The 16,490-nt window shown below is 67.9% G+C and carries 14 protein-coding genes; 3 read left to right on the top strand and 11 right to left on the bottom strand.

The features are described from left to right. Positions 1-40: 40 nt before the first annotated feature. The gene (locus XnspCFBP7698_RS15300; protein ID WP_104580190.1) at positions 41-1,009 is read right to left on the bottom strand and encodes an aldo/keto reductase; all 969 of its coding nucleotides are present in this window, start codon (positions 1,007-1,009) and stop codon (positions 41-43) included. 234 nt (positions 1,010-1,243) lie between these two features. Between XnspCFBP7698_RS15300 and XnspCFBP7698_RS15295 the strand changes: the two genes are divergently transcribed. Both XnspCFBP7698_RS15295 and XnspCFBP7698_RS15290 read left to right on the top strand, forming a co-directional pair. Continuing rightward, complete coding sequence (locus XnspCFBP7698_RS15295) at positions 1,244-2,098, top strand: class I SAM-dependent methyltransferase (RefSeq protein WP_039413952.1); 855 nt, start codon at positions 1,244-1,246, stop codon at positions 2,096-2,098. A gap of 316 nt (positions 2,099-2,414) precedes the next feature. Continuing rightward, positions 2,415-2,987 (top strand): pseudouridine synthase, encoded by a 573-nt coding sequence (locus tag XnspCFBP7698_RS15290; RefSeq protein ID WP_104580189.1) that lies wholly within the window; start codon positions 2,415-2,417, stop codon positions 2,985-2,987. Positions 2,988-3,221: 234 nt separating this feature from the next. Here the strand turns inward: XnspCFBP7698_RS15290 and XnspCFBP7698_RS15285 are convergent, their stop codons facing one another. After that, positions 3,222-3,653 (bottom strand): hypothetical protein, encoded by a 432-nt coding sequence (locus XnspCFBP7698_RS15285; RefSeq protein WP_039413958.1) that lies wholly within the window; start codon positions 3,651-3,653, stop codon positions 3,222-3,224. 324 nt (positions 3,654-3,977) lie between these two features. After that, positions 3,978-6,479, bottom strand: a complete 2,502-nt coding sequence (hrpB, locus tag XnspCFBP7698_RS15280) for an ATP-dependent helicase HrpB (protein ID WP_123137565.1) — start codon at positions 6,477-6,479, stop codon at positions 3,978-3,980. A 181-nt stretch (positions 6,480-6,660) separates the two neighbouring features. Here hrpB and XnspCFBP7698_RS15275 point away from each other — a divergent pair, with 181 nt between their 5' ends. Then, entirely contained in the window at positions 6,661-8,775 is a 2,115-nt protein-coding gene (locus tag XnspCFBP7698_RS15275; RefSeq protein ID WP_184368826.1) for a methyl-accepting chemotaxis protein, read from the top strand. Positions 8,776-9,174: 399 nt separating this feature from the next. On the opposite strand, the gene XnspCFBP7698_RS15270 is transcribed toward XnspCFBP7698_RS15275, so the two are convergent. From XnspCFBP7698_RS15270 to XnspCFBP7698_RS15235, 8 genes are all read right to left on the bottom strand, one after another. After that, positions 9,175-9,648: a DUF1456 family protein gene (locus XnspCFBP7698_RS15270; protein WP_104580187.1), complete on the bottom strand. Its 474-nt coding sequence runs from the start codon at positions 9,646-9,648 to the stop codon at positions 9,175-9,177. Positions 9,649-9,974: 326 nt separating this feature from the next. Next, a complete protein-coding gene (gene uraH / locus XnspCFBP7698_RS15265; RefSeq protein ID WP_104580186.1) occupies positions 9,975-10,334 on the bottom strand; it encodes a hydroxyisourate hydrolase in 360 nt (119 codons plus the stop codon). Beyond that, a complete protein-coding gene (hpyO, locus tag XnspCFBP7698_RS15260) occupies positions 10,304-11,725 on the bottom strand; it encodes an FAD-dependent urate hydroxylase HpyO (RefSeq protein ID WP_104580185.1) in 1,422 nt (473 codons plus the stop codon). Before hpyO ends, uraH begins: the two co-directional genes overlap by 31 nt. Next, positions 11,722-12,213, bottom strand: a complete 492-nt coding sequence (uraD, locus tag XnspCFBP7698_RS15255; protein WP_104580184.1) for a 2-oxo-4-hydroxy-4-carboxy-5-ureidoimidazoline decarboxylase — start codon at positions 12,211-12,213, stop codon at positions 11,722-11,724. The genes hpyO and uraD overlap by 4 nt, the downstream gene beginning before the upstream one ends. Next, positions 12,210-12,605: an oxalurate catabolism protein HpxZ gene (gene hpxZ, locus XnspCFBP7698_RS15250; protein WP_047694469.1), complete on the bottom strand. Its 396-nt coding sequence runs from the start codon at positions 12,603-12,605 to the stop codon at positions 12,210-12,212. Before hpxZ ends, uraD begins: the two co-directional genes overlap by 4 nt. Next, entirely contained in the window at positions 12,602-13,492 is an 891-nt protein-coding gene (puuE, locus tag XnspCFBP7698_RS15245; RefSeq protein WP_104580183.1) for an allantoinase PuuE, read from the bottom strand. Before puuE ends, hpxZ begins: the two co-directional genes overlap by 4 nt. Continuing rightward, positions 13,489-14,745 (bottom strand): alanine--glyoxylate aminotransferase family protein, encoded by a 1,257-nt coding sequence (locus XnspCFBP7698_RS15240; RefSeq protein WP_047694471.1) that lies wholly within the window; start codon positions 14,743-14,745, stop codon positions 13,489-13,491. Before XnspCFBP7698_RS15240 ends, puuE begins: the two co-directional genes overlap by 4 nt. Continuing rightward, positions 14,735-16,021 (bottom strand): allantoate amidohydrolase, encoded by a 1,287-nt coding sequence (locus tag XnspCFBP7698_RS15235; RefSeq protein ID WP_104580182.1) that lies wholly within the window; start codon positions 16,019-16,021, stop codon positions 14,735-14,737. Before XnspCFBP7698_RS15235 ends, XnspCFBP7698_RS15240 begins: the two co-directional genes overlap by 11 nt. Positions 16,022-16,490: the final 469 nt, after the last annotated feature.

The raw sequence follows: 16,490 nt of genomic DNA, 5'->3' as shown, positions 1-16,490 counted from the left end.
CTGCGCGAGGGAATGAGCAGGTATGCGCTGGTGCGCGGGGTCAGGACGCAGCCGGTTCCGGTGCGCTGGCACTGTCCAGCTGCGCAATCTGGTCGGCACTCAGCGACAGCTGCGCTGCGGCCAGCACATCGTGCAGCTGGGTCACGCTGGTGGCGCTGACGATTGGCGCGGTCAAGCCCGGGCGCGCAATCAACCAGGCCAGCGCGATCTGCGCCGGGGTGGCATTGTGGGTGACTGCCAGGTCGTCCAGGGCCTGCAGGATGCGCAGCCCGCGTGGGTTGACGTACTGCTTAACCACCGAGGCACCGCGCGCGCTGCTCTTGCCGGCATCCTCGGCGCTGCGGTACTTGCCGGTGAGAAATCCGCTGGCCAGCGAGTAGTAACTGATCACGCCCAACTCGCGTTCGCGCGCCAGAGGCTCCAGTTCGGCTTCATAGCCGGCGCGGTCGTAGAGGTTGTATTCGGGTTGCAGGCTTTCGTAGCGCGGCAACGTGTATTGCTCGGAAATATCCAGTGCATCGCGCAGACGCGCGGGGGTGTAATTGGACGCGCCGATCGCGCGTACCTTGCCCTGTTCGATCAAGCGGCCGAACGCGGCCAGCGTGGCTTCCAGCGGAATCGATTCGTCGTCTTCGTGGGCCTGGTACAGATCGATCACATCGGTCTGCAGGCGCGTGAGCGAGTCTTCCACGGCGGCAGCGATGTTGTCCGGCGACAGACCGGGGTGCTCGCTCCACTTGGCCACCTTGGTGGCGATCAGCACCTTGTCACGCTTGCCACTGCGTGCAAGCCAGCGCCCGATGATGGTTTCCGATTCGCCGCCACGATTGCCCGGCACCCAGCCCGAGTATGCATCGGCGGTATCGATCAGATTGAAACCGGCATCGACAAAGGCGTCCAGCAACGCAAACGAGGTCGCCTCATCGGCGCTCCAGCCAAAGACGTTGCCGCCGAAGACGATGGGTTGAACCTGCAGGCCGGAGCGGCCCAGTGCGCGGGGGTGAGTCATCGTGGAGGCTCCTGATTCGAACTCCCCACAGGATAGTCATGCACACCGATCGTGCGTGTGACACCAACGTGGATTCAGCGTTCCGTCGATCGTGTCCATCGACTCACAGGATGTGAACAAGTCGCTCACGGCCTGTGCTGCGAACCGCTGCTGCGCGTGGCGAGGCGGGCTGATGGCAGGCTCCGGGCCGCATGCTAGGCTCGCGCTACTTTTTACCCGGAAGAGGGCGCTGCGATGATCCGCAACAAGCTGGCCTGTGCATGTGTGATGAGTGTCCTGGTGGCGATGAGCGCGCCGCTGGCGCTGGCGATGAAGCCGGCCGACAGCGCGAGCCTGCCTGCGCCCGATGCCGCGTTGCAGGCGGCCATCAATGGCAATTGGCGCGACCGCGTCTATGTGCAGCGCGATCAATACCGCCATCCGGGCCAGACCCTGGCGTTCTTCGGCATCAAGCCCACCCAGACCGTCATTGAGATCACCCCCGGTGGCGGCTGGTATTCGGAGATCCTGGCGCCCTACCTGCGCGAAAAGGGCAAGTACGTGGCAGCGGTGGTCGACCCGGCCTCTGCTGCGGAAGGCCGCGCACGCGACTACGCCCAGCGTGCGCGCGACGAGCTGGAAAAGAAGTTCCAGGCCAAGCCCGACCTGTACGGCAAGCCATCGTTCGTGTCGTATGTGCCCAAGTCGCCTTCGTTCGGCGTGGACAACTCGGCCGATCTGGTACTGACCTTCCGCAACGTGCATAACTGGCGCATGGCCGGCAATGCCGAGGCGATGTTTGCCGGCTTCTACAAGGTGCTCAAGCCCGGTGGCGTGCTCGGCGTGGTCGAGCATCGCGCCAAGACCGACGTGCCGGCCGACGACAAGAGCGGCTACGTAGGGCAGGCGCAGGTGATCGCGATGGCCGAAGCGGCCGGCTTCAAGCTGGCCGGCAAGAGCGAGCTCAACGCCAATCCGCGCGACACCAAGGATTATCCGGGCGGCGTGTGGACGCTGCCGCCAAGCAACAACCACGACGCGGCCGATGACGCCAAGTACAAGGCGATCGGCGAGAGCGACCGCATGACGCTGAAGTTCGTCAAGCAGTAGCGCGTGTCTGCATGCCGGCGCCAGGTGCGGCCGGCATGCAGCGTTTGCCGCGTCTGCCGCGGTGACGTGCCTTGCGTTTCGGTGTGCATGTCGTCTTCTGCACGCAGGCAATGCCTCTGACGCCAGCGTTCAAGACCGGCGGCGAGCGCTGGCCAAGCGACGCCGCCGACCGTTGCATGCGCGTTACGCTCGATGGAATTTCCCGCTTTTTGTGCTGCAGTCCAGCGATCGCGATGGCGGCGCCCAGCCTGATCACGCACCATGGCCGTGCCCGGCGATGGCCGTGTGCAGCGTTCCTTCCGCAACAGGTCTGTCCATGTTGGTGTTGTTGAATAAACCCTATGACGTGTTGTCGCAATTCAGCGACCGCTCCCAGCCACCCAAACGCACGCTGGCCGAGTTCGGATTGCCGGCAGACGTGTATGCGGCAGGTCGACTGGATCACGACAGCGAAGGACTGTTGCTGCTCACCGACGATGGCGCGCTGGCGCATCGGCTCACCGACCCGCGCCACAAACAGCCCAAGACCTATTGGGTGCAGGTGGAAGGCGAGCCGCAGCAGGCGCAGTTGCAGGCACTGCGCGAAGGGGTGCTGCTCAACGATGGCCCGACCCGGCCAGCGCAGGTTCGCCGGCTCGACCCCGCACCTGTCCTTTGGCCGCGCGATCCGCCGGTACGCGTGCGCAAGACGGTGCCCGATGCATGGTTGGAGCTGCAGATCAGCGAAGGCCGCAACCGTCAGGTGCGCCGCATGACCGCAGCGGTCGGGTTGCCGACCCTGCGTCTGGTGCGGGTGGCGATCGGGCAGTGGACCCTGGACACGCTGGCGCCCGGGCAATGGCGGGTGGAAGACACGTCACCGGCACGGCCGCGTCGCAACGCGCGTTGATGGCACTGTGTTGGGTCAGACAAGGGCACGGCCGTGACGGCAGGCATCGGTCCCATCAGTCGCGGCGCTTGCCATCGCGATCGTGAAGCGCATCGATGCGGTGGATGAGGCAGCTGGAACGCCCGGATCCCGTAGCGGGCCAGCGCGAGAACGCGCCACAAATGACGACGCCACGGCAACAAGCCGTGGCGTCGGGCACTGCATGGGTCATCGCCGGATCGGCGAAACGATGGCTTATTCGATGCCGTCGCTCGGGGTCACGGCAGCGCGGCGCTGGTAGGCAGCGCGGCGTGCATTGGCGTTGCTCGCATGTTCGCGATCGAGGCGGTGCACATTGCCGCCCAGCACCTGCTGGTCGCGCTGACGCTTGCGGTAGACCGCATAGCCGATCAGGCCCAGGCCGGCGACGGCAGCCGCGACGGTGACAGCGGGGTTGCGCTTGACCAGCTTGGTGGCGACCTTGCCACCGGTGCGCACGGCGCCCAGTGCCGCGCCGGTCTTCAGCCATTCGCTGGCGCCCGGGCCGAAATGACGCAGGCTGCTGCCAGCATGGCGCGCCTGGTCGCCGGCATTGGAGGCGGCGTGACGCAGGTGGTCGCCCGCGTTGCCTGCCAGTTCCAGGGCACGCTCCAGGGCGCGTTCGGTGATCACGGTCAGCTTGCTCATTGGAGGCGTTTCCTTTCTGAGTACGTGGCCGCAGTGTGTGGGCTGGTCCGTATAGACAGCGTTAGCGGGACCAGGCGCTGTTTGGCTTGCGGTTAGGAAGGACGCCACGCGCCGCCGCGACTGATGCTTATCCCGGAAGCGACGGAGGTCTGAACTTGAGCGGTGTCGACGATGAAAGTCCCCCCTCGGGACACTGTCTTCCTTGATGGGGAGAAGGTGCCTCGAAAGGGCGGATGAGGGTACGGGCGAAGCCTGGGGGTTTGGATGAGTGAGAGACGTCGCCCCGTACCCTCACCCCAACCCCTTTCCCGACGGGAGAGGGGCTCAGGTGCCACGTGGTTTTGCTCTGTGCGTTGCAGCGGCGGTCCAGGGGTCGTCCGGCCATGGATGCCGCGGATACCGCCCTTTCATCTCTTTTTTGACGTCCGGGTAGGTGTTGGCCCAGAAGCTCTTCAGGTCCTGGGTCACCTGCAGTGGGCGGCCGCCGGGCGAGAGCAGGTGCAGGGTCAGCGGGATACGGCCGTCGGCGATGCGCGGGGTTTCGGCCAAGCCGAACAGTTCCTGCAGCTTGACCGCCAGCACCGGCGGCAACGGCTGCTGGGCATGGTCGAGGGTGTAGCTGATCTGCCGCTCCATGCCCGATGGCACGCTGATGCGGGTAGGGGCGTGACGGTCGATGGCCTGGCGGCGTTCCCACGGCAGTGCGGCCTTGAGCGCCTCGCCCAGACTGGCTTCGTCCAGCGCGTCGAGCCTGGTTTTCCCGACAAACGCCGGGCGTAGCCAGGTGTCCAGCGTGTCCAGCAACGTGGTGTCAGAGAGATCGGGCAATGCGAGCTCCGGCATCCATACGCGCAGCGACTGCACGCGTGCGCGCCACTGCTGCAGGTTGTCAGTCCATGGCAATGCGTCCAGACCGAGTTGACGTACCGCGTCGGTGAGCGCGCCGGCCGCCTGCGCCGGGTCGACGCGGCCGGCCGGGCGGCTGTCGAGCACGATGCGGTCGAAGCTGGATTGGCGGCGCGCGACCAAGGCGCGTTTGTCGGCGTCCCACTGCACCACGTCCTGCTGCACGAAGCGCTCGGGCAGGCTGCGGCGCAGATAGCCTTCGTCCACTGGCGCCGCACGCAGCAACAGGGCGTCCTTGGCTTCGTAGCGCAGCTCGCTGGCGACCAGCCACGGTTCGCCGCGCAGATCGCTGTGGTCGAACAGGCGCGCGCTGCGGCCGTTGGTCAGCAGGTAGCGCAGCGGGTCGGCGGGGTGGCGTGCGGCGATACGGTCCGGGAAGGCATGGGAGAGCAGATCACCCAGTGCATGTGCCTCCACGCTGGTGGGTGGGGCGCTGTCGCAGCGCAGCCGGCGTCGCCATTGTTTGGCAGCGCTGTCGATGGCAGCCAGGCCACCGCGATTGGCGTCGGACCCGGTACGGCCCTGACGAAACGCGGCCAGGGCGCGCCAGCGCGCTGCCAATCCATCGCCGCCCTGACGCAGCGGGTCGCGCGCCTCCAGCAGCGCGGCCAGATCGCAGGCCAGGGCCAGGCGGGGCGCATCATCGGCCTGCGCCAGCATCGCGGCCAGCCGCGGATGCGTGCCCAACGCGAGCATGCGACGGCCCAGGGCGGTCAGGCCGCCGGAGTCGCCGAGCGCGCCCAGCCGTTGCAGCAGTTCGCGCGCGGCGGCCAGCGCGCCGGTGGGCGGCGCATCGACAAAGCGCAGCGCATCGCTGCCCCAGGCGGCCAGCTCCAGCGCCAGGCCGGCCAGCTCCACCTGGGTGATCTCGGCGCGGCGCTGCGGTTCCAGCCGCTGCGACTGCGGCCACAGCCGGTAGGCCCAGCCGCTGGCCACGCGTCCGGCGCGTCCGGCGCGCTGGTCGGCCGAGGCCTGCGAAATGGTGGCCACGTCCAGCCGCGAGAACCCGCTGTTGGGGTCGTAGTGCGGCTCACGCGCCTGGCCGCTGTCGATCACCACGCGCACGCCCGGCAGCGTCACCGATGACTCGGCCACGTTGGTGGCCAGCACCACGCGCCGGCGCCCCTGCGGATCGGGTTGCAGGACCTGCGTCTGCGCCTCCACCGACAATTCGCCGTGCAACGGCAGCACCTGCACGGCCGGGTCCAGCGCTTCCTGCAAGGCGCCGTGCACACGCGTGATTTCGCGCTGGCCGGGCAGGAATACCAGCACATCGCCGGGATGGGTGGCCAGTACATGCTCCACCGCGCGCCGGGTCTGCGGTTCCAGCGCTTCGTCGCGTCGCGCAGGGAAATGCGCGATGTCCACCGGGAAACTGCGCCCGGCGCTGCTCAGCCGCGGGGCCTCCAGAAAGCCGGCCAGGCGCTCGCCATCCAGCGTGGCCGACATCGCCACGATGCGCAGGTCGTCGCGCAGCTGCGCCTGGACATCCAGCGCCAGCGCCAGACCCAGGTCGCCGGCCAGATGGCGCTCGTGGAACTCGTCGAACAGCAGTGCGCCCACGCGTTCCAACATGGGGTCGTCCTGGATCATCCGGGTCAGGATACCCTCGGTGACGACCTCGATACGGGTACCCGCGGACGTCTTGTTCTCGAAGCGGATGCGGTAGCCCACGGTCTCGCCGACCGGCTCGCCGAGCTGGCGCGCCATGAACGTCGCTGCGCTGCGGGCGGCCACACGGCGCGGTTCGAGCATCACGATCTTGCGGCCGGCCAGCCACTGCGCGTCCAGCAGCGCCAGCGGTACCTGGGTGGTCTTGCCGGCACCGGGCGGCGCTTCCAGGACCAGCCGTGGATGGGCGGCGAGGCTGTCGCGAATCTGCGGCAACAATGGAGAGATCGGAAAAGCGGGCGCATTCATGCGCGGGAGGATACGGCCTGCGTGCGGCCAGCACGATGGTCGGGCATGCGGGTGAAGACTGTCGGGGAATGCCGCAGGGCGCATTCTCGATCGGCAGTTGCGGAGCCTGTTTGCATTGGCCGCCGCTTCAGAGCCAGGCACGGGCGGTCGATAACCGGATATCCCCGTTGCTGGATTCACCATGTCTGCCACTCCGAAATTTGTCAGCCTGCAAAGCAAACTGCTTGGCGCGCTCGCGCTGGGGCTGTCGGTCATCCTGCTGTGCGCACTGGGCGGCCTGGGCACGGCCTGGCTCAGTCTGTCCGGCAAGGTGCCGTCGGAGGTGGCGCAGGCCTCCAGCAGCGAAGAGATCACCCGTGATTTCCGTCTGCAGGTGCAGGAATGGAAAAACGTGCTCATCCGCGGGCGCGACCCGGGGCAATTGAACAAACATCTGACTGCCTTCCGCGAGCAAGGCAAGCGCGTGCAGGCCAGCACCGAGGCGCTGGCCCAGACAACGCAGGACGCACAGGCGCGTGCCTTGGCGCAGGAGTTCGCCAAGGCGCATCTGGCGCTGCAGGCCAACTACGAAGCCGCACTGGGCAAGTTTGCCGAGGCCGGCCATGACACCCAGGTGGGCGACCAGTTGGTCAAGGGCCAGGACCGCGCGCCCAGCCAGACGCTCGAAGCGCTGGTCAAGCGCAGCAAGATCCTGGCCGACGCTGCGGTGCTGGCCAGCTCGCAATCGGCACAGCACAAACTGGTCTATTCGGCAGTCGCCACGGTGGGCGCCGCGCTGTGTCTGGTGGCGGTACTGGGCTGGTGGATACGGCGCTCGATCGTTCGCCCGATCGAAACGGTTGCACACGCGGCACGCCTGGTGGCGGCCGGCGACCTGTCGGCACGCGCGGCGGTCGGCAATCGTGACGAGATCGGGTTGCTGGGACAGGCAATGGGGCAGGTGGTCACCACGCTCACCGATGTCTCAAGCGCACAGGCGGACATGGCCCAGCGTCATGAAGCCGGGCAGATGAGTTACCGCATGGACGCGCAGGCATTTCCTGGCGCGTATGGCCGCATGGTGGACGACACCAACGGACTGATCGGCGCGCAGGTGGGGTTGATCGGCACCATGCTGCAGGTGATGCAGCATTACGCGGTGGGTGACATGTCGGTGGACATGCCGCGCCTGCCGGGCGAAAAGGCGCAGATCACCGAGGCGATGGACACCACCAAACGCAACCTGGCCGCGATCAACGGCGAAATCCGTGGCCTGGTCAATGCGGCCGCGGCCGGCGACTTTGCCACCCGAGGTAACACCGACGCCTATCAATTCGAGTTCCGCGGCATGGTCGAGGGCCTCAATGGCCTGATGCACAACGTGGACCAGAATCTGGCCGAGCTGTCGCAGCTGCTCAAGGCAATTGCCGATGGCGATCTGACTGCGCGCATGCACGGTAACCAGCAAGGCGTCTTCGCGCGCATGCGTGACGATGCCAATGCCACCGTGCAGCGCCTGACCGATATCGTCGGGGATATCACGCTGGCCGCACAGACCATTCGCACCGCGTCCGCCGAAATCGCCGCCGGCAACAACGATTTGGCGCAGCGTACCGAACAGCAGGCGGCCAATCTGGAAGAAACCGCTGCATCGATGGAAGAGCTCACCTCCACCGTGCGGCAGAATGCCGACACTGCGCAGCAGGCTAGCCGCGGTGCACAGGCGGCTGCCGAGATTGCCAGCCGCGGCGGAGACATGGTGGCCAGCGTGGTTGGCACCATGGGCGAAATCGAAGGGTCGTCCAGGAAGATTGCCGACATCATCAGTGTCATCGACGGCATCGCCTTCCAGACCAATATTCTGGCCTTGAACGCTGCGGTGGAAGCGGCGCGTGCCGGCGAGCAGGGGCGCGGCTTTGCGGTGGTTGCATCCGAGGTGCGCGCGCTGGCACAACGTTCAGCCGGCGCCGCCAAGGAGGTCAAGCAACTGATCGATGCATCGGTGGACAGCGTCGAGCGTGGCAGCGCACGCGTAAATCAGGCCGGGCGAACAATGCAGGACATCGTGCAATCGGTGCAGCAGGTCACCACGCTCATTGCCGAGATTTCCGCCGCATCGCGCGAACAGTCCGCCGGAATCGAGCAGGTGGCGCGCACCGTCAATGACATGGACGAAACCACCCAGCGCAATGCCGCGCTGGTGGAAGAAGCTTCGGCCGCAGCGCGGGCGATGGAAGAGCAGGCGGTGGAGCTGAGCGAAGCGGTCTCGGTGTTCCGTCTGGATGCTCACAAGCCGCGTCTGGCGGCGGCTGCATAGAAGCCGACTCGGAATCGTGGCCGTGCATGCTGGCCGGCTCGCACGGGTGCTTGTTGCGCCGGGGGTGCCTGGCGCATCTGCACCTGCCGGCCTGGCGCCTGCTGAAGCACGTGTGCGGCGGTTGATCGCGCTCGCGTCGCGTGCAGGCATCTCCAGGGCACCTGTCTCGAGCGCGCCACCCTATCTGCTTCGAACCGAAGGCACGGGCTGACCTCGCCAAGCAGGCCCAGCACAGATTCCCCAAGTGCCGGACAGGCCGATGTGGTGTCTGCGCAGTCGGCGGACACCGGCGGGTCATTGCCATCGTGAGCGCACGCCTGCGCAATGGAACGTTTCAGCGGATGCCTCGCGCGCGAGTGCACTCCTACGAAGAGTGGCGCTTTGGGACGGTGGTGACGTTCAACCGGCTTCGCGGACCCGGGCGGTCAGGCCCTTGAGGAAGGCGCGCAGCAGCTGGTCGCCGCAGGGACGGAAGTTCTTGTGGCCGGGCTGGCGGAACAGTGCGGAGAGTTCCGGCTTGGACAGCGGGAAGCCGGCGCTGGCGAAGATGGCGTGCATGTCGACGTCCTTCAGTTCGAAGGCCACGCGCAGCTTCTTCAACACCAGGTTGTTGCCGACGCGGGTTTCCAGCGGGCGTGCCGGCTGGGTCTCTTCGCGACCGCGGAAGCGCAGCACCAGGCCGTCGAGAAAACGCGCCAGCATCGCATCGGTGCAGGGCTCGAAACCGGGCTCGTCTTCCTTCTTCAGCCAGGCCTGCACCTGCGGCTTGTCGAGCGCGAACCCGGGGTCGGCCAGGTGGGTGATCTCCACCACCTTGTCGTCGCTGAGGTCGAGCATGTAGCGGATGCTGCGCAGTACATCGTTGTGGATCATGACCGTTCCGGTGCCCCGGCCTGTCGCCGGAAAGGCGTCATTCTACGGGGCCGTGGCGGAACGCGGCGTGTGTCGCGCCGAACGGTTGCGACGCCATTGCCGCATAGGCTGCCAAGATGTTGCAAGCAGATGTCAGGTGGATGCACAGATCGCAGTGGCGCCAGTCGAATGCTCTGCCGTGATCCACGGTGCCTGAGGCAGCGTGCGCGTACCAGACAGACCGCGGCGCGGGGCGGTCTGTCGTTCTGCGCCGGGATGAGGCCGTCGCCGGGACCGGTGAGCCTGGTTCGCTGTGGCAGTCGCCCCAGCTCTCGCGCCAGCGGCTTTCAGCTGCCGCGATAAGTGGAATATCCGTACGGCGAGAGCAGCAGCGGCACGTGGTAGTGGCCGTCGTTGGCAATGCCGAAGGCGATGGGCACCTGCTCCAGGAACGGCGGGTCGGTCAGGGCGACGCCGGCCGCACGCCAATAGATGGCGACCTCGAATTCCAGCCGATAGCGGCCGGGCGGCAGCATGAGGGCGGCCAGTTCCGGGCAGCGCCCGTCCTGGTTGGTGACACCGTCGAAGTGCAACGTATCGCCTGCGAACAGGCGCAGCGGCACGCCGTAAGCGGGACGGCCGCTGGCGGTGTCCAGCACATGCGTGGACAGCGTGCTCATGCCACCGCCTGGGTGGGCTGCGGCCATTGGCCGACGAACTCGGGTTGGTCGTAGGCCAGATAGGTCTCGACGATGGCCTGGCGGTCGTCCAGAAACAGCTGGTCGGCCACCGCGCGGGCCAGCCGCGGCAGGGCGACCTTGAGCCCGGACAATGCCGCGGCCGAGGGGCCGTGGTTGATCAGCGCCGAGTAGTTGAAGGCGAACAACCCGTGCAGCAGCGCGTCGTCGTCGGGCGTGCGTGGCAGCAGTTCGAAGCCCGGCCCCAGGTAGGGGTGCGCGTCCAGCACCGGGTTGGCCTGGCCCGGCGGTGGTTGGTAGCGGTCGGCCCAGCAGGCGATGCGCCCGGACAGCGCGGCCAGCTCGGGGCGCAGCTGCGGGTCGGTGACCAGGCCGGTGGCCACCGCCAGAAAATCGAAGCGGTGCTCGCCCTGCGGCGTGCGCACGGCGATCTCGCCATCGCGCTCGGCCACCTCCAGCCACGGCGCACCCAGATGCAGTGCAAAGCCAGCGTGCGCGCAGGCGCGTTGGAAGGTGTCGTTGGTGGGCGGTTGGTTGTGCGCGAAAAAGCTGGCCATCATGCGGTACTTGTCCGCGTCGGGGAGGGTGAGAAAGCGCGGGATGATGCCGGCCTGTTCCATGTGGCGGAACGGATTGATGCGCGGCAATTCACTGCGGCGCACGAATACCTCGGCGCTGGCGACGCCGTGATCCAGCGCAAAGCACGCATTGTCGAAGGCCGAGGCACCGCCACCCAGGATGCCCACGCGCTTGCCGGCCAGCGCGGCAAAGTCGATGTGGCCGGAGGTGTGCGCGTAGCGGTGCGCGGGCAGGGCGCGGCTGATCCAGTCCGGCACCATCCACTGGCCGCCGCCCTGGATGCCGGTGGCCAGGATCAGCTTGCGCGTCAGCAGTGGCGCGCCCATCGCCAGATGCAGGCGATGGATGCCGGGGGCAACGTCCGGCTCGACACGCGCCAGTTGCGTGGCATTGCGCACCGGCAGGCGTAGCACCGCGCGGTACCAGCGCAGGTAGTCCATCCAGCGGCCGCGTGGAATCTTGTCCAGCGCGTCCCATGCGGCGCTGCCGTGCTGCGCGTCCCACCAGGCGCGGAAGGTGAGCGATGGCACGCCCAGGTCGATCGAGGTGATGTGCTTGGGCGTGCGCAGGGTTTGCATGCGTGCGTAGGTCACCCACGGGCCTTCCTGCCCCGACGGGTTTTCGTCGATCACCAGCACGTTGTGCACGCGCTCGCGTTGCAGCGCGAACGCCGCGCCCAGGCCGCTCTGGCCGGCGCCGACGATCACCACATCAAAGACATGCCCGGCTGGATGCACGCGCGGTGCCACCCAGGCGTCGCCGCCGTGGGCAAGACGCTGCAGGTCGCGGGCGAGCTCGCGTTCGAGTTGGGCCAGGCTCATGGCAATGCCTCCAGGCGCAGGTGCACGATCTTGCCGATCTCGGCAATGGCGGTGGCGATCTCTGTGTTGCGCGGCGCATCCAGGCGCCGCTCCAGCGCGGCCAGGATGCCGGCCTTGTCGTGCAGCCGCACGCAGATCACGAAGGGGAAACCGAAGCGGTGGCGATAGGCCTGATTGAGCGCGTGGAAGCGCTTGAACTCTTCTTCGCTGAGACGGTCCAGCCCGGCCGAGGCCTGCTCTGCGGCCGATGCGGCAGTGAGCGTGCGGTCGATCGCCGCCTTGCCGGCCAGTTCGGGGTGCGCGCAAATCAGCGCCACCTGGTCCTCCGGCGACGCATCCAGCACCACCTGCATCAGCCCGCGATACACATCGGCGAACGGGCGCCGCCGTGCGGCGCGTTCGACCACCCAGGGCGAATGCTCGAACAACTCGCGGTAGCGCGCCACGAAGGCGGCATCGTCCAGCACGCCGTCGTCCACCACGCTCATGCGTGCGTGCCTTGCAGCGAGACATGCGCGGCCACCACCTTCCAGCCATCGGCAAAGCGTACCCAGCTCTGGCTTTGCCGCCCGCGTGCACTGCTGCCCTCACGGATGAATTCTGCATGCGCGGTGGCGAAGTCGTGGCCGAAGCCGTGTACCTGCACATGCACGAGCTGGCGCTGCGGCGAGCCACCACGGCCGATGCGGAACGCGCGGATCGCCTCGATGCCGTACAACACCTCGCCCACGCCGTAGCGCACCGTGCTGGGCGCTGCATGGAACAGCGCATCCATCGCGGCGATGTCGTCGCGCATCAGGGCGTCCTCGTAGGCGTGAAAGGCCGCGGTCACTTGCGCGATTACCTCGGGCAGATCGATTTCGGACACGGCAATGCTCATGCCGGGTGCACCTGCAACCAGTGGCGCGCGATATCGATGCGGCGCGCCACCCAGGCGTCGCCACTGGCCAGCACGTGATCGACAAAGCGCGCCAGGGCTGCCGCGCGCGCCGGCTTGCCGACGATGCGGCCGTGCAGGCCGACCGAGAGCATGCGCCCGCCTTCGCTGCGCAGCTGCTCGAAGCCATCACGCAGATAGCGAAAGAACGGCTCGCCATCGGCAAAGCCGTTATAGGCGACGAATTTCATGTCGTTGGCATCCAGCGTGTACGGCACGATCAACTGCGTGCGGCCATGGCGTGCGTCGTAGTAGGGCACATCGTCCGCGTAGCTGTCGGCGTCATAGACAAAGCCACCTTCTTCGGCGATCAGGCGCGCGGTGTTGGGGCTGGTGCGGCCCTGGTACCAGCCCAGCGGGCGGCTGCCGGTCACCTGCGTGTGCAGCGCGATGGCCTGCGCGATATGCGCGCGCTCGGTGGCTTCATCGACATGCTGGTAGTCGATCCAGCGCAACCCGTGGCTGGCGATTTCCCAGTCTGCGGCCTGCATCGCGGCCACCGCCTCGGGGTTGCTGGCCAACGCGTTGGCCACGCCAAACACCGTGACCGGTACGCCGCGCGCGGTGAACAGCCGGTGCAGCCGCCAGAAGCCGGCGCGGCTGCCGTATTCGTACAGGCTTTCCATGGCCATGGCGCGTGCGCCCGGCTGCGACTGCGCGCCCACCATTTCCGACAGAAACGCCTCGGAGCCGGTATCGCCGTTGAGCACGCAGTTTTCTGCGCCCTCTTCGTAATTGATGACGAACTGCACGGCGACGCGTGCGCCACCGGGCCACTGCGCCGCCGGCGGTGTGGCGCCATAGCCGACCAGCGCACGCGCGGCGTTCACGCCGCCGGCTCCGCATGCCAGGCCGCCAATGCGGCGTCCACGGCCAGGCCGGGGGTGCAGGCGTAGCCTTCGGCGCGCAGCACCGCTTCCAATGCGGCCAGGGTGATCAGCACCTTGTGCTTCATCGCGTTGTAGCCCATCGCGCCGATGCGCCAGATCTTGCCTTGCAACGGGCCGAACGCGGTGCCGATCTCGATCTCGAAATCCTCGCGCATGCGCCGGCGCACCGCGTCGTTGTCGATGCCGGGCGGGATCACCACGCCGGTGACGTTGGTCATGCGGTGCGCATCGTCGCCGAAGACCGCAAGGCCCATCGCGCGCACGCCGGCGCTCACCGCGCGGCCGGCGGCGGCGTGGCGGGCAAAGCGTGCGGGCAGGCCTTCCTGCAGGGCCACGCGTGCGCATTCGCGTGCGCCGTAGAGCATGGTGGTGGCTTCGGTGTGGTGGTTGAGGCGCTTGTCCGACCAGTAATCCATGATCATGGCCAGGTCGAAATAATTGGAGGCGATGCGCGGGCCATTGCCGTTGACGATGTCATCGCGCGCGATGCCGCGCTCCACATGGCGGCGCGCAAAGATGGCCTCCGCGGCACGCTCGGACACGGTGATCGGCGCCGAGCCCGAGGGCCCGCCCAGGCATTTCTGCAGGCCGCCGGTGACCACGTCCACGCCCCAGCGGTCGCTGGCGATGTGCATGCCGCCGAGGGTGGCGGTGGCATCCACGTAACTCAGTGCGCCGGCCGCCCGGCACAGTGCGCCCAGCCCGTCGAGCGGCTGCGCCATGGTGGTGGAGGTGTCGCCGTGCACGGTGGCCACCAGTTTGGGTGCTACCCGCGCGATTGCCTCGGCAATGGCGTCCAGCGGCACCACCTCGCCCCAGGGCGCATCCACGCTGTGTACGTCGGCACCGAGGCGCTGCAGGATTTCGGTGAGCAGCAAACCGAAGCGGCCGAAGTTGATCACCAGCACGCGGTCGCCCGCACTGACCAGCGACACCAGCGCCGCCTCGATACCGGCACGCGCGGTGCCATCGACCAGGAAGGTCCAGCGATTCCCGGTGCCGAACAATGGCCGGTACAGCGCCATCACTTCGTTCATGTAGGTGGTCATTTCCGGATCGAACTGGCCCAGCAGATCGGCCGCCATCGCGCGCAGCACGCGCGGATGCGCGTTGACCGGGCCCGGGCCCATCAGCAGCCGCTGCGGGGGATCGAGTTCGCCGAAGGTGTGCAGGTGGCGCAGATCAGGTGACAAAGGGATCTCCCAGGTGTTCGATGAAATGGCGCATGACCGCCAGGGCGAGGTCGGCATCGGCCGGGTCGACGTGTTCGTCCGGATGATGGCTGATGCCGCCGGCGCAGCGCACGAACAGCATCGCGGTGGGGCACAGCGCGGCCATCGTCATCGCATCGTGGCCGGCGCCGGAGACCAGTTGCCGCGGTGCGATGCCCTGCGCGGCAACCGCATGTTCGAGGCGCGTGATCAGTGCCGGGGCGCATGGGCTGGCGGCCAGTGTCTGTAGCGGATCGATGGCGATGGCGATGCCGCGCTGCGTGCCGATCTGCGCGAGGGCGTGTTCGATTTCGCGCACGGCCGCGTCGCGGGTGGCATCGCTGCCGGCGCGCACGTCCAGCGTGCAGTCCACCCGGCCCGGCACCACGTTGGTGGCGCCGGGTGCGACCTGCAGTTTGCCGACGGTGGCGACCAGATCGCTGCTGCCGGCGCGCGCGATGCGCTCGATCGCCAGCAAAGCGTCGGCCGCCGCGCTCAAGGCATCGCGACGCAAGGCCATGGTGGTGGTGCCGGCATGCCCGGCGCGGCCATCGAAGCGCAGCGCGAAGCGGCGCTGCGCGGCGATGGTGGTGACGATGCCTACCGGCAGCGCTTCGGCTTCCAGCACCGGGCCTTGTTCGATGTGGGTTTCCAGATACGCCAGCACGCTGCCCGGCGTACGGGCGGCATGACGGATCTGCGCGATATCCAGGCCCCAGTCGGCCAGTGCGGCGGCCACGTCGATGCCGCTGGCATCGCTGACCGCCAGCGCGGCGGGGTCCAGCGTGCCGGCCACCGCGCGGCTGCAGAGCATGGAGGCGGGAAAGCGCGAGCCTTCTTCGTCGCCGAACGCGATCACCTCGATGGCGAACGGCAGGCGGCGCGCCTGTGCGTGGAGGGCGGCGACGCATTCGATGCCGAGCAGGATGCCCAGCGGGCCGTCGTAGCGGCCGGCATCGCGCACGCTGTCCAGATGGCTGCCGATCAGCAGGGCAGGTGCCTCGGGATGCGCGGCCTCGTAACGTCCGACCAGGTTGGCCGCCGCGTCCACGCGCACCTGCATGCCCGCTTCGCGCATCCACGTGCTGACCTGGGTGACGGCGGCGCGGTGCGCCGGGCTGAGCCAGGCACGGAACAGGCCATCGGGCGTATCGCTGTAGGGCGCACCACCCAGCTGGTCGCAACGCGCAACCGCACGCGCGCCGCCGGGGCGGGCAGGGTCGGTAGCGGGCGGGGCAGTGGGAACGGCAGCAAGCATCGACAGGACCGAGGGGGGCTGCGGGACGCGCGCGGCGATCCGGAAGCGGGCAGGGGGTGACGCTTCGACTATAGGGAGCCGTTGCTGTCGCCATCAAAGAGTTTTTTCGCTGGTTCGCGCTGCAAAAAATGCAACGCGCGGCGATGCTGTCGCCAGCAGGCGTGGGTGCGGTCGGTGGGCAGTCGGCCCCATCGCGCGAAGTGGCCGGCAGTGGCCGGCGCGGCCGCGGTGGCTCGAAAGCGGGGCCAATGCGCGCGCTGCATGACGCCATGGGCCACACGCATTGCCCGGCATCGTCCACGACGGCCGTCGACCGCGCGACGGTACCGCCGAGGACGGCGATGCGGATATGTTCCGGCACCCCCAGGAATGGGCGGCACCACCCGCGTTGCGCGTGCGGCGCCGCCCGCGCAGCGGCGAGACCCGCTGCAGGCGTGCCTGGCTGGGTGCGCGACGCTCAGGGTGATAG

The organism is Xanthomonas sp. CFBP 7698 (assembly GCF_003600855.1).
In the GTDB taxonomy this organism is placed as follows: domain Bacteria; phylum Pseudomonadota; class Gammaproteobacteria; order Xanthomonadales; family Xanthomonadaceae; genus Xanthomonas; species Xanthomonas cannabis.
This window is presented reverse-complemented; position numbering and strand designations above follow the sequence as displayed.